The 16386-nt window shown below is 65.7% G+C and carries 15 protein-coding genes and 1 tRNA gene; 4 read left to right on the top strand and 12 right to left on the bottom strand.

Going from position 1 to position 16386, the window contains the following annotated elements; all coding sequences use genetic code 11:
- The first annotated feature begins 64 nt into the window (after window positions 1–64).
- Window positions 65–733: a DUF1326 domain-containing protein gene (locus J2126_RS17890; RefSeq protein WP_209488211.1), complete on the top strand. Its 669-nt coding sequence runs from the start codon at window positions 65–67 to the stop codon at window positions 731–733.
- 15 nt (window positions 734–748) lie between these two features.
- A complete protein-coding gene (locus J2126_RS17885; protein WP_209488210.1) occupies window positions 749–1534 on the top strand; it encodes a DUF2182 domain-containing protein in 786 nt (261 codons plus the stop codon).
- Window positions 1535–2059: 525 nt separating this feature from the next.
- On the opposite strand, the gene J2126_RS17880 is transcribed toward J2126_RS17885, so the two are convergent.
- From J2126_RS17880 to J2126_RS17845, 8 genes are read right to left on the bottom strand one after another with little or no spacing between them, the layout of a single operon-like run.
- A complete protein-coding gene (locus tag J2126_RS17880) occupies window positions 2060–2761 on the bottom strand; it encodes an ABC transporter ATP-binding protein (RefSeq protein WP_209488209.1) in 702 nt (233 codons plus the stop codon).
- Entirely contained in the window at window positions 2754–3482 is a 729-nt protein-coding gene (locus tag J2126_RS17875; RefSeq protein ID WP_209488208.1) for an ABC transporter ATP-binding protein, read from the bottom strand. Before J2126_RS17875 ends, J2126_RS17880 begins: the two co-directional genes overlap by 8 nt.
- Window positions 3479–4468: a branched-chain amino acid ABC transporter permease gene (locus tag J2126_RS17870; protein ID WP_209488207.1), complete on the bottom strand. Its 990-nt coding sequence runs from the start codon at window positions 4466–4468 to the stop codon at window positions 3479–3481. Before J2126_RS17870 ends, J2126_RS17875 begins: the two co-directional genes overlap by 4 nt.
- The gene (locus tag J2126_RS17865; protein ID WP_209488206.1) at window positions 4468–5346 is read right to left on the bottom strand and encodes a branched-chain amino acid ABC transporter permease; all 879 of its coding nucleotides are present in this window, start codon (window positions 5344–5346) and stop codon (window positions 4468–4470) included. Before J2126_RS17865 ends, J2126_RS17870 begins: the two co-directional genes overlap by 1 nt.
- Window positions 5347–5357: 11 nt before the next feature.
- Window positions 5358–6599, bottom strand: a complete 1242-nt coding sequence (locus J2126_RS17860) for an ABC transporter substrate-binding protein (RefSeq protein ID WP_209488205.1) — start codon at window positions 6597–6599, stop codon at window positions 5358–5360.
- Window positions 6600–6629: 30 nt separating this feature from the next.
- Complete coding sequence (locus tag J2126_RS17855) at window positions 6630–7433, bottom strand: putative hydro-lyase (protein ID WP_209488204.1); 804 nt, start codon at window positions 7431–7433, stop codon at window positions 6630–6632.
- Entirely contained in the window at window positions 7430–8149 is a 720-nt protein-coding gene (locus J2126_RS17850; RefSeq protein WP_209488203.1) for a type 1 glutamine amidotransferase, read from the bottom strand. Before J2126_RS17850 ends, J2126_RS17855 begins: the two co-directional genes overlap by 4 nt.
- Window positions 8150–8160: 11 nt before the next feature.
- Window positions 8161–11799, bottom strand: a complete 3639-nt coding sequence (locus J2126_RS17845) for a hydantoinase B/oxoprolinase family protein (protein WP_209488202.1) — start codon at window positions 11797–11799, stop codon at window positions 8161–8163.
- A 136-nt stretch (window positions 11800–11935) separates the two neighbouring features.
- On the opposite strand from J2126_RS17845, the gene J2126_RS17840 reads away from it, so the two are divergent.
- Together J2126_RS17840 and J2126_RS25655 are read left to right on the top strand one after the other, a co-directional pair.
- The gene (locus J2126_RS17840; protein ID WP_209488201.1) at window positions 11936–12544 is read left to right on the top strand and encodes a helix-turn-helix domain-containing protein; all 609 of its coding nucleotides are present in this window, start codon (window positions 11936–11938) and stop codon (window positions 12542–12544) included.
- 49 nt (window positions 12545–12593) lie between these two features.
- A complete protein-coding gene (locus J2126_RS25655) occupies window positions 12594–12719 on the top strand; it encodes a hypothetical protein (RefSeq protein ID WP_281066346.1) in 126 nt (41 codons plus the stop codon).
- A gap of 118 nt (window positions 12720–12837) precedes the next feature.
- On the opposite strand, the gene J2126_RS17835 is transcribed toward J2126_RS25655, so the two are convergent.
- From J2126_RS17835 to J2126_RS17820, 4 genes are all read right to left on the bottom strand, one after another.
- Window positions 12838–13686, bottom strand: coding sequence for a fumarylacetoacetate hydrolase family protein (locus J2126_RS17835; RefSeq protein WP_209488200.1), 849 nt, complete (start codon window positions 13684–13686; stop codon window positions 12838–12840).
- A gap of 233 nt (window positions 13687–13919) precedes the next feature.
- Window positions 13920–14714 carry an enoyl-CoA hydratase gene (locus J2126_RS17830; RefSeq protein WP_209490295.1) on the bottom strand — a complete coding sequence of 265 codons (795 nt, stop codon included), beginning with the start codon at window positions 14712–14714 and terminating at the stop codon, window positions 13920–13922.
- Between the two features lie 516 nt (window positions 14715–15230).
- Window positions 15231–15307, bottom strand: a tRNA-Arg gene (locus J2126_RS17825).
- A gap of 342 nt (window positions 15308–15649) precedes the next feature.
- Entirely contained in the window at window positions 15650–16324 is a 675-nt protein-coding gene (locus J2126_RS17820; RefSeq protein WP_209488199.1) for a GntR family transcriptional regulator, read from the bottom strand.
- Between the last annotated feature and the right edge of the window lie 62 nt (window positions 16325–16386).

Raw genomic sequence — 16386 nt, 5'->3', positions numbered from 1 at the left:
CACTGGCTCAATTCGTTGTCATGATCGCCGGCTTCGCCCGGCACACGAGGAAAGGAAAGGCCCAATGACCGAGGAGCGTGAGCGCATTCCGCAATGGCGTATCGCCGGCGACTGGTTCGATCTGTGCAGCTGCGCAGTGGGCTGCCCCTGCGTGTTCGGTGCCAACCCCACATCGGGCATCTGCGAAGGGGTGCTCACCTGGATCATCCGCGAGGGCCATTACGGCGACGTGCCGCTCGACGGCCTGGTGGGCATCCTGGTCGGCCATTTCGAGGGCGGCGTCCTGGAGCGCAACCGCAATTTCGGCTTCCTGCTGGACGACCGCGCCACCCCCGCGCAGCGCCATGCGCTGGAGCTGATCTTCACCGGGCAGGTGGGCGGCCATTTCGCCGCCTGGCGCGACCTCACCATTCGCCAACTCGGAGTCATGTTCGTGCCCATCGAACTCACCTTCGACGAGGAAAACTGGAAGGTCGTGGTGCCGGGCATGATCGACGGCGAGGGCGGCCCCTATCGCGACCTGATGGTTCCGGATGCTCAGGTCTGCAAAATCTCCAACGCCCCGCGGCCGGAAGTGGGGCCCGGCGACATCACGGTCGGCCAGGCGCGCAAGAACGTGCTCGACGCCTTCGGCTTCAAATGGGACTGGTCGTCCTATTCCGCCAAGCACATCCCGTTCGAGCACAAGGGTCCCGGCGCCTTCACCTGGCGCCGCCCGCTCGATCAGCAGTGAGGCAAGGCGCTCGCGATGCTCACCTTTCCCGAACGCGCCGTCATCGCGGCCGCCCTAGCCTTCGTCACGCTCTCGGCCTGGCTCGGCTCATGGGCCATTACCGCCGGCATGGAGGCAATCGATCCCACCTTCCTCGCCCAATTGTGTGCGCGGCCCTGGTCGGCGGCGGACTTCGCCAACGCCTTCCTCATGTGGAACGCCATGATGGTGGCGATGATGCTGCCCTCCGCCGCCCCCATGATTGATGCCTTCGCCACAATCGCCAAGCGCCGGCGCGCCCGGCGCGATCCTTACGTGCCGACGCTGGTGTTCGTGCTCGGCTATCTCGCGGTGTGGGGCGGCTTCAGCCTCGCGGGCGCGACCGGCCACTGGCTGATGGCCAATGCCGGGCTGGTGGGACCGGACATGGCCATCAGCAACCGCCTGCTGAGCGGCGGCGTGCTGGTGCTCGCCGGGCTTTACCAGCTCACGAGCGTCAAGCAGGCCTGCCTGACCCATTGCCGCTCGCCTTCCGGCTTCATCCTGTCGGAGTGGCGCGAGGGCTATCGGGGCAGCATGGTTATGGGCTTCCGCCACGGCCTCTATTGCGTCGGCTGCTGCTGGGCGCTGATGCTGCTGATGCTGGTGGTTTCCATGATGGACCTGCGCTGGGCTGCGGCCCTCGCGGTCTACGTCGCCGCCGAAAAGCTTCTGCCGAACGGGACCCTTCTTTCCAAGGTCGCCGGCTTCTGCGCAGTTGCGCTAGGGATCGGACTTTTCCTTGTGGAGCTCGTTCCAGCGCTCAGCCAGGCGCTCAGATGACAGGAAACGTATGGCATCGCCGGGCTGCGGAGGCATCGCTTGGACCACCTGCTTCGCTGTCGTTTGGGGATTGCCTTCTGCGAACGGAGGCAGTGTTCGCGAGCAGATCGACCTGTTCCACGTCGGCATCGAGCCAGGAGCATTGGGTCATCCGCACACTATGCTCGGCCCCGCGGGCAGTTTGGCAAGCTCATTGCCGAGGTGAGAAAGAATATGGCCGACCACCCCTGCGTCGTGCTCGACGCTTGCGGGGATGGCCAACTGAGAGCCGAGGAGATGCGCTTTCCCGCTCAGATGATGGCAAGGCCAGCCGGCTGCGTCCGGCACAAAGCCGGAGAACTGATCCAGGACTAGGGGCGGCCCCGCGCCGGGGCCGCCCCATCCTTCGATACGGAGAGGGAAAGACATGACCGTCCCAGTCTCCGCCGGATATTCCCGCACCCAGATCGCGCTGCATGGGGCGGTCGCGGCCCTAGTGACGTATATTCCTCAAAATGAGGCAGCTGGCATTGCATGAGGCCGCTACTATGACAGATAGACAGCCTCAAAATCTGCCGCCCCTCCAATGGAGTTCGATGGTCCGGACGAATTAAGTTTTCCATTTTTTAGCAGATAGTACCGATCTGAGACTTTGATGCTATGCTTTATCCTCTGTTCAACGAGAATTATACTTACTCCTTCTGCGCGTATTTTTCCGACCGCAAAGAGAATCTCGTTTACGAGCTTGGGCATGATGCCTTGGGATGGCTCATCCAGAAGCAGCAGGCGCGGTCGCGTCATCAGGGCTCGGCCAATGGCTAGCATCTGCTGTTCTCCGCCGGACAGCGTCTCCGCCCGCTGGTCCAGTCGCTCGGCTAGGCGGGGAAAAATATCGAACACTAGGTTCAGCGGCGCATCGCGCTGCGGGTCGCGGCGGTGGAGATAGCTGCCGAGCCGCAGGGTGTCGCGCACCGAGAGGCGCGGGAACAGCCGCCGGTTCTCGGGCACGAAGGCGATGCCCGCCGCGGTGATGCGGTGCGCCGGCATGCGCTCGATCCGCGCGCCGAGGAACGACACCGTGCCCGCCTGAGCGCGCTCCATGCCAGTGATGGACTTGAGCAGCGTGGATTTTCCCGCCCCGTTGGCCCCGGCTACGAGGACGATCTCGCCCTCGCGCACGTCGAGGGAAACATCCGAAATGGCCGTGAGCCCCTGGTAGGCGGTGGTGAGAGAGCGGACCTCAAGCATGGTATTCCTCTCCCAAGTAAGCGGAGACCACGCGCTCGTCCTTCAGCACGTCCGCCGGCGCGCCCTGCGTGAGAATGCGCCCCAAATTGAGCACGACGGTGCGATCCACGAGGGGGGCGACGATCTCCATTACGTGCTCCACCATTAGGATGGATATTCCTGTCTCCCGCATCCGCAGGATCAGGTCCATGCCGGCGCGCGCCTCGTGGGGCGTAAGGCCGGACATCACCTCGTCGAGCAGCAGCAGCTTCGGCCGCGTGGCCAGGGCCCGGGCCACCTCCAGCCGCCGCTTCTCGGGGGGCGTCAGATCGATGGCCGGGACATCCACGCGGTGGGCGAGGCCCACGAAGTCGAGCACCTCATGGGCCTGCCGGCGCGCCGCCCGCGCACCGATGCCGCAGGCTAGCACCCCGACGATGACGTTCTCCAGCGTATTCATGGAGTTGAAGCTACGCATCACCTGGAAAGTGCGGGCGATGCCCAGGCGACACCGAGCGCTCGGCCGCAGGGCGGTGATGTCCCGCCCCAGGAAGGAGACCGTGCCGGAGGTTGGCAGAACGGCGCCGGCGATGATGTTGAACAAGGTGGATTTTCCCGCCCCGTTGGGGCCGATCAGGCCGAGGATCTCCCCCTGCCGCACGCAGAGGGAAACGTCGTCGTTCGCCAGCAACCCGCCGAAGCGGCAGGTGACGTGACCCACATCCAGGATGGTGGCACTCATGAGGGATGCACCTGTTTCGTTCGGGGCAAGGCGAAGAGGCTCACGAGGCCCTGCGGCCGCAGCAGCGAGACCAGGAGGATGAGCGCGCCGTAGATGATGAGGTCGGTGCCGTTGCCGGAGCCGCCGAGATAGCTCCGTGTCAGTTCCGACATGGGAATGAGCACCACCGCGCCGAGGACCGGCCCCCACAGGGTGCCGATGCCCCCCAGCACCGCCGGCAAGGCGATGAGCAGGGAGAAATGGAAGCTCATCACGCTTTCCGGGTCGATATAGGACACGAACTGCGCGTAGAAGGAGCCGCAGACCGCCGTGAAGAAGGCGGATATGGCGGCCGCGGCGACCTTCGAGCCGAAGACTTCGACCCCGAGGCTTTCGGCCGCCTCCGGGTTATCCTTGATGGCGCGCCACCAGAACCCCCATTTCGACCGCTCCAGCACCAGCGTGGCGACCCAGGCGATGAGCGCGAGGGCAAGGGCCGTGAGAATATAGGGCACCTTGTCCCGCGCGAACTGGAGCGTCGCCCAGCTGTCCGCCTCGAACGGAATCTGGATGCCCAGCGCGCCACCCGCCCATTCCCAGTTCAGCATCAGGAGAAACCCGACCTCCGCCACCACGAAGGTCGCGATGGTGAAGTAATGGCCGCTCAGCCGGAACAGGAAATAGCCCAGCGCCGCCGCCAGCCCGCCAGCCAGCGCACCGCCGGCGAGCATTCCGAGCCAGGGCGACACGTCCGCGCGCACGAACAGCAGCGTGGAGGCATAGGCGCCGATGCCGAAGTAGAGGCCGTGCCCCAGGGAGATCTGGCCGCAGTATCCGCCCAGGATGTTCCAGCTCTGGGCCAGCGCCGCATACATCAGCGTCAGCACCAGCACGTTCTGCACATATGGGTCGCTGACCCAGCGGGTGAACACCAGCACCCCGGCCGTGGCCGCAAGGGCGATGGCGACCTGCCCGCGCGATTGTGGAGTCTTGCTTGTCCCAAACATCAGAATTTCCCGAATAGACCGCGCGGGCGGAAGATGACGACGGCCAGGAAAAGAATGTAGATGCCGATGGATTTCATCGCCGGCGGCGCAACCAGGGTCATCGCCGCCTCCGCCAGCCCGACGACGACACCGGCCAGCAGGGCGCCGAAGATGCTGCCGAAGCCACCGAGAACCACCGTGATGTAGGCGATCACGGCGAACGGCGCGCCGACATCTGGATAGATGTAGTAGAAGATCGCCAGCACGGAACCGGCGAGGCCAATGAGGGCCGCGCCGATGCCCCAGCCGATCATGAACTCGCGATCCTTGTCGATGCCCACGAGGGCCACCGCGCCCGCATCCTCGCGCGTCGCCTCAAGGGCGCGGCCAAGATCCGTCCGCGTCATGAGGGCGTAGAGCGCGCCGAAGGCCGCCAGCGAGATCAGCCCGCCCGCCAGCTGGGGCAGCGGCAGCACGATTCCCGCCAGCGCCACCGTCTTGCCGCCGAGCAGGCTCTCCGGCAGGGAGCGGTAGTTCGGCGTCAGGAAATATTGCGCCACGCCGCGCATGGTGATGGCCAGGCCGAAGGTGGCGAAGATCTGCACCATGCCGACATTGGCCTTGGCCCGCATGGCGTGGCGGATGACCCCCACATAGGTGAGGGCCCCGAGCACGAACAGCGCCCCCACCGCCAGCGGCGTCATCACCAGCGGGTCGATGCCGGAGAAGACCACAAGGCCGAACATCACATACATGGCGATCATCAGGAATTCGCCATGGGCGAAGTTGACCACGTCCATCAGGCCGAAGATGAGCGAGAGCCCCACCGCGACGAGGCCGTAGATCAGCCCCATCAGCAGCCCGCTCAGCAGCACCTGGATCAGTGTATCGCTTGTCATGCGGGCCCCCGTCAGCGCATCGGCCACTCGACGGGGCGCACGGCGACGTCGGGCGGGAAGATGGTGGCGAAGCGGCCGTCGATATACTGGAGGAGCACCGGGTTGAGGCCGGTATTCTGGCCGTCCGGCCCGAACTTCACATACTTCCAGGGCATGATGGTGCGCTCGCCGGGAAGATCGGTGGAGGCGAGGGCGTCGCGGACGGCGGGGCCGGAAATGGAGCGCGCGCGGTCGATGGCATCGGCGAGGAGGATCACCGCCATGAATTCCCGCGAGGTGTTCTCGTTCATGTCCTTGCCGGAGCGGGCGCGATACAGGTAGTTGACCTTGGCGATCATCGGCCGTCGCTGGGCCAGGTCGAGGGAGAATTCGGCGCGGGTGATCAGGCCGTCCACCTTGTCGCCCACCGCATCATAAAGCGCCTTGTCCACGAAGCCGGCCGCCTGGGCGATCAGCGCCGGGGGCTGGAAGCCCAGATCGTTCATGGTCTTGATGAGCAGGATGGCGTCGGTGGTGTAGCTTGAAGGCAGCAGCACGTCCGGCTGCGCGGCCTTCAACTGCTGCACCTCGGAGGTGAGCGAGGGCGAGTTGGCCCGGTACTTGATGTCGGCCACGATCCGGTAGCCGCGGCTCTCCGCCAGCTGGCGCTGGATGTTGGAGGAATCGGTCCCGAAGATGGTGTCCTCGTGGAACAGGGCGATCTTCTCCACCGCCCGGCCGCCCTTGCGCTCGGCATCGAGGAAATCGAACATCACCTTCGAGAACTGCTCGTCGTCCGCCATGGCGCGGAAGAAGTAGCGCAGCTTGCGCCGCTGGAGCGTCGGCGAGGAGGAATCCGCCGCCAGGAAGGGCACCTGGTAGCGGTCGGCGGTGGCGCTCACGGTGGTGGCGACCGAGCTGTGGTAGGTGCCGAAGATGGCGGAAACCTTCTCCTGCGAAATCAGGCGCTCGGCTTCCGCCCGCCCCTTCTGCGGATCGCCCTGGTGATCGGCGAACACCACCCGCACCTTGGCGCCGCCAAGGCCCGAAAGGCCGGCGTTGCGGGCGGTGGGCAGATCCAGGTCGTGCACCGTGTTGACCACGTCGAGCGCGGTCTCCACCGCCAGCTTCGCGTCGAAACCCACCTGCGCGCTTGCGCCGGTAAGGGGATAGATGGCGCCGATGGTGACCTCCGGCACGCCTTGCGCATGGGCGCGGCCGGCGGCGGCGAGCGAGAGGCCGGCGATGCCGGCAATGAGTTCCCTGCGGTTCATGGAAGGTTTCCTTGTTGTTTGCTGAAAGGCTCAAGCCGCGCCGAGACGTGCGTTGAGAAGATCGGTCACCAGCAGGCGCCCGGGCGCGTGGGTGATGGCCAGCGGCAGCGCGGCTTGTTCGATCACCGTCTGCGGCGTGTATCCGCACGCCCAGAACACCGGAATCTCGCCGGGCCGCAGCGGCACCGGGTCGCCGAACGCGGGAGCCGAAAGGTCGGCGATGCCGATGGCCTCCGGCGCCCCCAGATGCACGGGCGCGCCATGGACCGCGGCAAAGCGCGAGGTGATCTCGATGGCCCGGATGGCATCCGCCGGCGGGAACGGGCGCATGGACACCACCATCTGCCCGGACAGACGGCCGGCGGGGCGGCAGGCCAGGTTGGTGCGGTACATGGGCACGATGGAGCCGCACTCCACATGGCGGATGCCCAGGCCGGCCGCGCCCAGCGCCTCCTCGAACGAGTAGGAGCAGCCGATGACGAAGGCCACGAAATCCCTCCGCCAGTGGGCGATGATGTCGGACACCTCGGCCACCAGCTTTCCGTGCTCGTAGATCCGGTAGGCGGGCAGATCGGTGCGGATGTCGAGGTCGAGGCCTAGCTCCCCGAAGGCGGGATCGCCGGGATCGCCGACGGCGATGAGCGGGCAGGGCTTGGGATTGCGCTGGCAGAAGCGCAGAAAGTCGTCGGCCCAGTCCCGCGGCAGGATCACGATGTTGCCCTGTACATAGCCCGCGGCGATGCCGGAGGTGAGGCCGGCGAACGCCCCACTGCGGCAGGCCAGGCGGATCGCGTGCGGCGAGGCGCCGGCGGGAACGAAGGAGGGCGCGCTCATCGGCGCCTCCCCGTGGCGGCGGCCTGCGCCGCGACGATGACGAGGAAATTCTCGAAAACCGCCGCGGCCGGTCCGCAATCCACCGCAGCCGCGGCCGCCTGCCCGGTGTCGTAGCCGGCGGCGCGGAAGCGCTCCTCGTCCTGCGAGAACCAGGCGCAAAGCCCGGCCCGGTCGTATTCGGGATGGGGCTGCACGCCCCAGGCCGGGCCGCCGCGCCAACGCCAGATCTGGTTGCTGCAGGCCGCGCTCGCCGCCAGCACCTCCATGTCGGGATGGCCCGGCACCACCTCGTCACCATGCCAGTGGAACACGTTCAGGCGGTCCGGCAGGTTCGCCAGCAGCGGGTCATCGGATGCCGAGGGCGCACGCACGATTTCGCCAAAGCCGCTCTCCCGCGCGCGGCGCCGCTGCACCACGTCCACCCCAAACAGCGCGGCGCCGAGCATCTGCGAGCCAAAGCACAGGCCGAGGACCGGCACCCCCGACTGCGCCAGGCACCGCAGGGTGCCCCGCTGCTCGACGATCCAGGGGTCGAGGTCATAGGCCGATGAATCGCTCGGACCGACGAAGACGCCGCAATATTCGAGGGATGCCGGTAGGGCGGACGACTGGGCGCGGATGCGCTCCACCGGCCAGGCTCGCTCTTCGAGCAGCTGCTCCAGCCGGTTCCTGGGCTGGGCGCGGTTCCAATTGTCGATGTAAAGGAACGGTTTCATGCGGCTTCCCCTCAGCTGCGATCGCCCGGCGCTCCGAAGCCGCCGCCGCCGGGGGTCTGGATCTCGACGCCGTCGCCCGCAGCCACCATGGTGCGGCTGCAGCTGCCCAGGGGCTCGATGGTGCCGTCGGCGCGCAGCAGGGCATTCAGGCCGGGCGCACCCGGCGCGCCGCCCTTCACGCCATAGGGCGGGATGCGCCGGCGGTTGGTGACCACAGCAAGTTCCATTGGCCGCAAGAAGCGCAGCCGCCGCACGGTGCCATCCCCCCCGCGGAACCGCCCCGCCCCGCCCGATCCGGCGCGGATGCTGAAGTCTTCGAGCCGTACCGGAAAGCGCAGTTCAAGCACTTCCGGGTCGGTCATCAGCGAGTTGGTCATGTGGGTGTGGACGGCCGAGGTGCCGTCGAAGCCTTCCACCGCGCCGGCGCCGCCGCAGATCGTCTCGTAATACTGGTATTGCGCGTCGCCGAAGGTCACGTTGTTCATGGTACCCTGGCACGCGGCGTGGATCTGGAGGGCGCCGAACAGGGCATCGGTGACCAACACCGATGTTTCCGGATTGCCTGCGGCCACCGCCGCCGGATAGCGCGGATTGAGCAGCGAGCCCTCCGGGATGATGATGGTGATGGGCCGCAGGCAGCCCGCATTCAAGGGAATGTCCCGCTGCACCAGGGTGCGGAACACGTAGAGCACCGCCGACCGGGTGATGCAGGGCGGGGCGTTGAAATTGAGCGGCACCTCGGCGCTCGTTCCGGTGAAGTCGATGGTCGCGCTGCGCGATTCACGCTCGATGGAGATGCGCACCGAGACCTGGAAGCCGAGGTCGTGCTCGTAGGTGAAGGCCCCGTCATCCAAGGCGGAGATGACCTGCCGAACCTCCTCTTCCGCCGCATCCTGGATATGCCCGGCATAGGCGAGCGGCACCGCCGACCCGAACTCGGCGCACAGGCCCCGCAGTTCCGCCGCGCCCCGCATGCAGGCCGCCACCTGTGCCCTGAGGTCCGCTAGGTTCTGCTCCGGGTTGCGCGCCGGATATCGGCCCGAGCCGAGCAGCGCGCGCATCTTCTCCTCAAGGAACACCCCCGCCTCCACCAGCAGGGTGGGCTCGATGAGCACGCCCTCATCGAGGATCGAGGTGCTGTCGGGGGGCATGGACCCCGGGGTTGATCCGCCCACGTCGGCATGGTGGCCGCGCGATGCGGTGAAGAACATCAGCTCCCGACCCTGCGCGTCGAACACCGGGGCGATGACGGTGATGTCCGGTAGGTGGGCGCCGCCGCGATAGGGCGAGTTGAGAACGAACACATCGCCCGGCTTGAAGCTCTCCCCGAAGGCATGCAGCACCACCTCCACGCTCTCGGACATGGCGCCCAGATGGATGGGAATGTGGGGCGCGTTGGATACGAGGTTTGCCGCGCGGTCGAAGATGGCGCACGAAAAGTCGAGCCGTTCCTTGATGTTGACCGAGTGCGCGGTGTTGACGAGCGCCTGGCCCATCTGGTCGGCGATGGCCATGAAGCGGTTGTTGAAGACTTCGAGATAGACCGGATCGGCCACATCCGGCGTCAGGAGCGGGTTCTCCTTCTGGCCGGCGCGGGTCAGCAGGATGGCGCCATCCGCCATCACCTGCGCGCCCCATCCCGGGTCCACCACCGTGGTCGCGTTCCGGTCGATGATCATCGCCGGGCTGGGCAGGCGCTGGCCTGCAGCCAGACTCTCGCCGTGAAAGACAGGAAGCGGATGGAATGCGCCATCCACATAGAGCCGACTGACGGCAATGGGCGCGGCGGGCTCCCCCTCCGCCTGCGGGCACAGCGCGACATCCTCCACCCGGGAGCGGCCGATCGCCTCCACAGACAGGGCCTCGACGATGATGGCCTTGCCCGGCAGCGTGAAGCCGTAGCGCGCCGCATAGGCAGCGACGAAGGCGGCGGCCGCCTCCTCCATCCGGGCTAACGCGACCTGCAGGCCCACATTCGAGCCCTCATAGCGCAGCGTCGCCCGCCGCTCGAAGGTGATGTCGCCGGCGCGGACCCCCTGGGCGGCGAGCCCCGCGGCGGCCCGTCGAAGCAGAGCCTCGCTCCTGGCCTCGAACTGCGGGCAGGAGGCCGGGTCAAGCCGGGCCTCGACACTCTCCTCCTCGATCACCCGCAGGCTGGCGACCCCCATGCCATAAGCGGACAGGACCCCGGCCAGGGGATGCACCAGCACGCGGGACATGCCGAGCGCGTCGGCCACGTCGCAGGCATGCTGCCCGCCGGCGCCGCCGAAGCTGCACAGCACATATCTGGCGAGGTCGTATCCTTTTTCGATGGAGATCTTCTTGATGGCGTTCGCCATATTCTCCAAGGCGATCCGCCGGAAGCCCTCCGCGCAATCGTGGATGGATTTTTCGTGGCCGGTCCGCAGCGCCAGTTCCGCTGCGAGGGCCTCGAAGCCGGCACGGGTGGCGTCTGCATCCAGCCCCTGGTCCCGGCCGGGTCCGAAGATGCGGGGGAAATGCTCCGGAGCCAGCCGGCCGAGCAGGAGATTGCAATCCGTCACCGTGAGCGGCCCGCCGTTGCGATAGCAGGCCGGCCCCGGATTGGCGCCCGCCGACCCTGGGCCGACGCGGAAGCGCTGCCCATCCAGGGACAAAAGCGAACCGCCACCGGCGGCGACGGTGTGGATGGCCAGCGTGGGCACGCGGATGCGCACGCCGGCAATCTCGCTTTCCGCTGTGCGCTCAAGCTCGCCGGCATAATGGGTGACATCCGTGGACGTGCCGCCCATGTCGAAGCCGATGATGCGATCGAAGCCCGACGCACGCGCCGCCTCCACCGCGCCGACGATTCCGCCCGCCGGCCCCGACAGCACGCAATCCTTGCCGCGGAAGGCGCTCGCGGCGATCAGCCCGCCGTTCGACTGCATGAAGAGCAGCGGCGTGCCGGACAATTGGTCGGTGAGCTGGGCGATGTAGCGGCGCAGGACCGGCGTCAGGTTCGCATCGACCACCGCCGTATCGGCGCGGCTGATGTATTTGATCAGGCGGCTGCACTCGTGGGACATGGCCACGAACGCGAAACCGGCCTCCCGCGCGATCTGCGCCGCCGCGATCTCGTGGGCGGGATTGCGATAGCTGTGCATGAAGGCGATGGCCAGCGAGGCATAGCCCTGCGCGCGCAGCGCGCCGAGCTGCGCGCGCAGCTGATCGGTGTCGAGCCCGGTGACCACTGAGCCGTCCGCCGCCATCCGCTCGTCAATCTCCACGGCGGTCGCATGGAGGCTTTCCGGCAGGACGATGTGCAGGTCGAACAGGCGCGGGCGGTTCTGGTAGCCGATGCGCAGCGCATCGCGAAAACCGCGGGTGACCAACAGCGCCACCGGCTCGCCCCTGCGCTCCAGCAGGGCGTTGGTGCCCACCGTCGTGCCCATTCGGATGACTTCGATCGCTCCGGGCGGGGTGCCGTCGCCGCCCGCGCGCTCCAGAATGCTGCGGATGCCGATCACCGCCGCATCGTCTTCGACGCCCGGCTGATCGGAGAGGACCTTGGCGGTTTGAATAGTCCCGTCCGGTGCCCATGCAACCACATCGGTGAATGTGCCGCCGCGGTCGATGCCAAAAATAAAGGCAGGATAATGACTATTGTTTGCCTCACCCGCTGCTGTCACGTGAACCTCGAAGGTAAAAGAAGCAATTCCGATTGCGTCGTTCGGCCCCGCTGGAGCGGTTGCCAAAGCATCGGGAAATAGTGCTTAATTCCCTGGGGGGCGATGAGGCGGCATATATGCGTATGAGGCGATCGACATGAGCCAGTGTTGGCGCGATCAGATCCGGCGTTACCGACGTGTCCACGGATTGACGCAGGCTGCGTTCGGGGAGCAGCTGAACGTAGAGCAGGCCACGGTTTCACGCTGGGAGCGCGGCACCCATGTGCCGGAACTGGGCATGCAGCGCCGGCTGCGCGACCTGATGCGGGACCCCTCCAGTCGATCGGACCTCGCCTTCTTCCACCGCATTCAATGCGCGCTCTCCGCGGTGAAGGTGGCGAACCGGTCCGCGGTCAATATGGCGGCGTCCTCGCAGGCCGCACAGATGCATGGCGTCCATCTGGCGGACCTCGCGCAGTGCGACTATCGCCGATATTTCACTGACCTGCTTGAGGCCCAATGGGGCATCGCCTGCCAGAACGGGTTCTTTGCCGGGGAGGTCGCGAGCATCAAGGTTGCAAACTACTGGAGACCGGCAGGCGGCACGCAAATCAGGCATTGCATATCATACTGGACGCCGACAAGGCTGAATGATGGAGAGTATGTTCTTGTCAGCGAATTCCGCGAGATAGAAAAGGATTATTTTGAAACATTATCTCCGGAAGGACGGGTCGTAATGGTATTCATGGACGAGATTGTTTTCTAGAACACCAAACAAAACCGCTGACGGCTCGTAAGCAGGTGATTGCGGCGACGTGCCGTCGCGCGAGCGGGCGATCCCCGAGGTCATCCTGGAATACGCGGCATCTCACAACCATGAGATGATCGTGCTCGGCTCCTACAGCCACGCCCGCGCTCGGGAGATCATATTTGCGGTGTGACGCGTTCACTTCTGGCGCAATCGCCGATCCCCTTGCTCATCTCCCACTGAACAATGAAGGGACCCGCGCGGAGGTGTGCTCGAGACCCCGCGGAGCTTATGATCCGAGCCTGCTCACATCATCCTCCTCTCACGACCCGCTGGCTCTGTCGTCCTAGGCCAACAATCTCCAACTCGACCAAATCTCCAGGCTTGAGCCAGACGGGATCGGGCTTCATTCCCATTCCGACGCGCGGAGGCGTGCCCGTGGCGATGATGTCGCCCGGCAGAAGCGTCATGTAGCGACGGCAGTAGTAGGCAACGATCTCCCGCACCCCGAAGATCATCGGCCGCGTGTTGCCGGTCTGCATGCGCTGGCCATTCACATCGAGCCGCATGTCAGGGGTCTGACGGTCGTGCACGTCATCCGCCGTGACGAGAAATGGCCCCAGCGGCCCAAAGGTGTCGCAGCCCTTGCCTTTGTCCCACTGCGAAGACTGCAGTTGGAAGGCGCGCTCCGACACGTCGTTCACCGCGCAGTAGCCGGCCACGTAGTCGAGCCCGTCAGCCTCGTCCACGAACCGGGCGGTGCTGCCAATTTCCACCCCCAGTTCCACCTCCCAGTCGAGCTTTGTCGAATGGGGCGGCTGGACGATGGGGTCGTTCGGCCCCGACACGGCAGACGGCGCCTTCAAGAAAATGATGGGCTCGCTCGGCACCGCCATCCCCGCCTCTGCCGCGTGGTCGGAATAGTTAAGGCCGATGCAGATGAACTTGAAAAGCCCCGTATAGGGCACCCCGAAGCGTGGCGTCCCAGCGACCAAGGGCAGCGCCGCGGAATCAATGGCAGCAAGCGCGGTGAGGCCCTCCGGTGAAATCTCGTTGAGGCCGATGTCGGCGCGGATACCCGAAAGGTCCCGCAAACGACCATAGCGACCGATCAAACCCGGCTTTTCCGTGCGGGGCTCTCCATAGCGGCAGAGCTTCATGGGTTAGGCTTTCTCACTTGGGTTGAAGGATGCTGGCCGACGCTGCAGTTTGGCGAACCGTGAAGCTCGTCGTGGTCCAAACGAACTGGTCACATGCGCGACCTGGCGTAGAAATTGGAATAACAACGGGGCCATCCCGTAATTATTATTCGATTTTCTTGATACTATACATATTGATTCTGCCATATTGGCTCAAGCAGGATGCATCCATACGCCAGAACAAAGAACAGCACTCAAGCATTAGAAAACCGCGCCGGCCGCTTCTCCACGAAGGCCGCCATGCCTTCCTTCTGGTCCGCCGTCGCGAACGTGGCGTGGAAGACGCGCCGCTCGAAGCGGATGCCCTCGGCCAGCGTCGTCTCATAGGAGCGGTTGATGCTTTCCTTCACCATCATCGCGATAGGGGTCGACATGCCGGCGATGGTGGCCGCGGTAGCCAGGGCATCCTTCAGAAGATCCGCTGCCGGCACGATACGGGTGACGAGACCGGAGCGCTCGGCCTCTGCCGCATCCATCATGCGACCCGTCAGGCACATCTCCATCGCCTTGGCCTTGGCCTTGGCCTTGCCGATGACACGGGTCAGGCGTTGCGAGCCGCCGATGCCCGGGACAACTCCCAGCTTGATCTCCGGCTGGCCGAACCTTGCAGTATCGCTGGCGATGATGAAGTCGCACATCATCGCCAGCTCGCAGCCGCCGCCGAGGGCAAAACCCGAGACCGCGGCAATGATGGGCTTGCGCACCCGCCCCAGTGCATCCCAGCCGGCGAAGAAGTCCGCGCTGTACATGTCCATGTAGCTCTGCGGCAGCATCTCCTTGATGTCGGCGCCGGCTGCGAAGGCCTTTTCCAATCCGGCAATCACCACGCAGCCGACGTCCGGGTCCTGATCGAGATCGAGCAGCAAATTGGTCAGCTCCCACACGACTTGGGGGTTCAGGGCGTTCAATGCATGCGGTCGATTGAGCGTAACGAGGGCAACGCGCTCGTGACGCTCCAGTAGGATGGTGTCGTAAGATGTCTCGCTCAGGTAGTCTGTCCTTGTGGCGCGGACGGGCGGGTGGGCCCTCCGCTCAGATGGCGAGACCCAATTCCTCGGTATGGGTCAGCGGGCGGAAGTGGCGCGTTAGGTCTCTTCGGAGACCCCTTCGAGGCTTGCCGGCGACCAGTTCGGGCTGCGGTCCTTGTCCACCACGGCGGCCGACCGAGCAATCCGAACGGAGAACCCATCGGGTCGACCGTTCGGGCTGTTGCGGACCGGCATGATGGTGACCGGATCAAGCGCAGTTTCTCTGTTCGTCCGGCTCTCAGGACATGCGCCACGCTGCGATCTGGTACGAAGGATATCCGCGCTTCCAAAACCGGCTGAAAAACCGGCTGGGTTCACGGAATTCAACCGGCGCCCCTCAAGAGGCTGCCTGAAAATTTCAATAATATCTTTGAGTTAGGTGGCGCGCCGGGGGAGATTCGAACTCCCGCCCCCCCAGATTCGTAGTTTAGCTTATTGGAGGCCAGAGCCCGACATAACTGCAATCATGGATTGCAGTGGCGCACCCGACACGATTCGAACGTGTGGCCTCCGCCTTCGGAGGGCGGCGCTCTATCCAGCTGAGCTACGGGTGCCTGCTGCTTACGCAGTGCTTACTCGGATTTCCTGCGAAAGTGAAGCCCTCGGCCCAACGCTCGCAAGTCGTTGAATTTAAAAACGCTTTTCTTCACACTTTTCGCACCGGCGGCTTGACACGTGCCTTCGGAGGGCGGCGCTCTATCCAGCTGAGCTACGGGTGCGTGGCGCAGGAGCGAGGTTCTTTTATCGGAAGGCTCGCGGCACGGCAACAGGGGATGGGCGGTGTCCACGGGTGCTTGCGGGGCGCCGAGGCACGAGCCGCGTGGGACGAGCCGCGTGGGACCGACAGGCCGACGCGAGAGGCCGGGCACCTGTTACTGACGTATCTCAAAAATCCCTCACCCCGCGTCAGCCAGCGCGTCCGATTCGGCCTGGAGGGCGGCTATGAGGGTCATGAAGCGCTCGCCCTGCACCAGCACATGGGCGCGCAAGCGCTCGGCGGCGAGGGTGCCATCGCCGGCAAACAGCGCATCGACGATGCCCTGGTGTTCCGCGAAGGAGGCCTCCACCCGGCGCGGCACCTTCAGCTGCAGGCGACGATAAGGCTGAAGCCCGCGCTGAAGCTTCAGCGCCTCGCCCGCGAGCACGCGGTTGCTGGTGGCGGCGTAGATCGCGGCATGGAAACGCGCGTTGGCGGGATAATAGGCCTCCTCATCCCCGGCCGCGACGGCGGCGCGGCAGGTCTCATGCGCGTGCGCGATGGCGTCGCGGTCGGACGGTCCCATGCGCTGCACCGCGAGCCGGCCACAGGAGGCCTCGATCTCCGCCATCAGCTCGAAGGATTCGATCAGCTCGCGCGGGCCGAGCAGCACGACGAAGGCGCCGCGGCGGGGCCGGATCTCCACCAGGCCGGACGAGGCCAGCTGGATGAGCGCCTCGCGGATGGGCGTGCGCGAAACGCCGAACCGCTCGGCGAGGCCCACCTCGTCGAGCCGCTGGCCCGGTTTCAGACGGCCGGCGACGATATCGTCCTCCAGCGCCTCCCTGAGCCTCGGCGTCTGCTCTCCCCGCACGACGGCGCTCCTTTTGTCCCCGATACCAGAAAGCCTGCTCATCAAATTCAATGCAAGACCCA

The organism is Xanthobacter flavus (assembly GCF_017875275.1).
Lineage (GTDB): Bacteria > Pseudomonadota > Alphaproteobacteria > Rhizobiales > Xanthobacteraceae > Xanthobacter > Xanthobacter flavus_A.
This window is presented reverse-complemented; position numbering and strand designations above follow the sequence as displayed.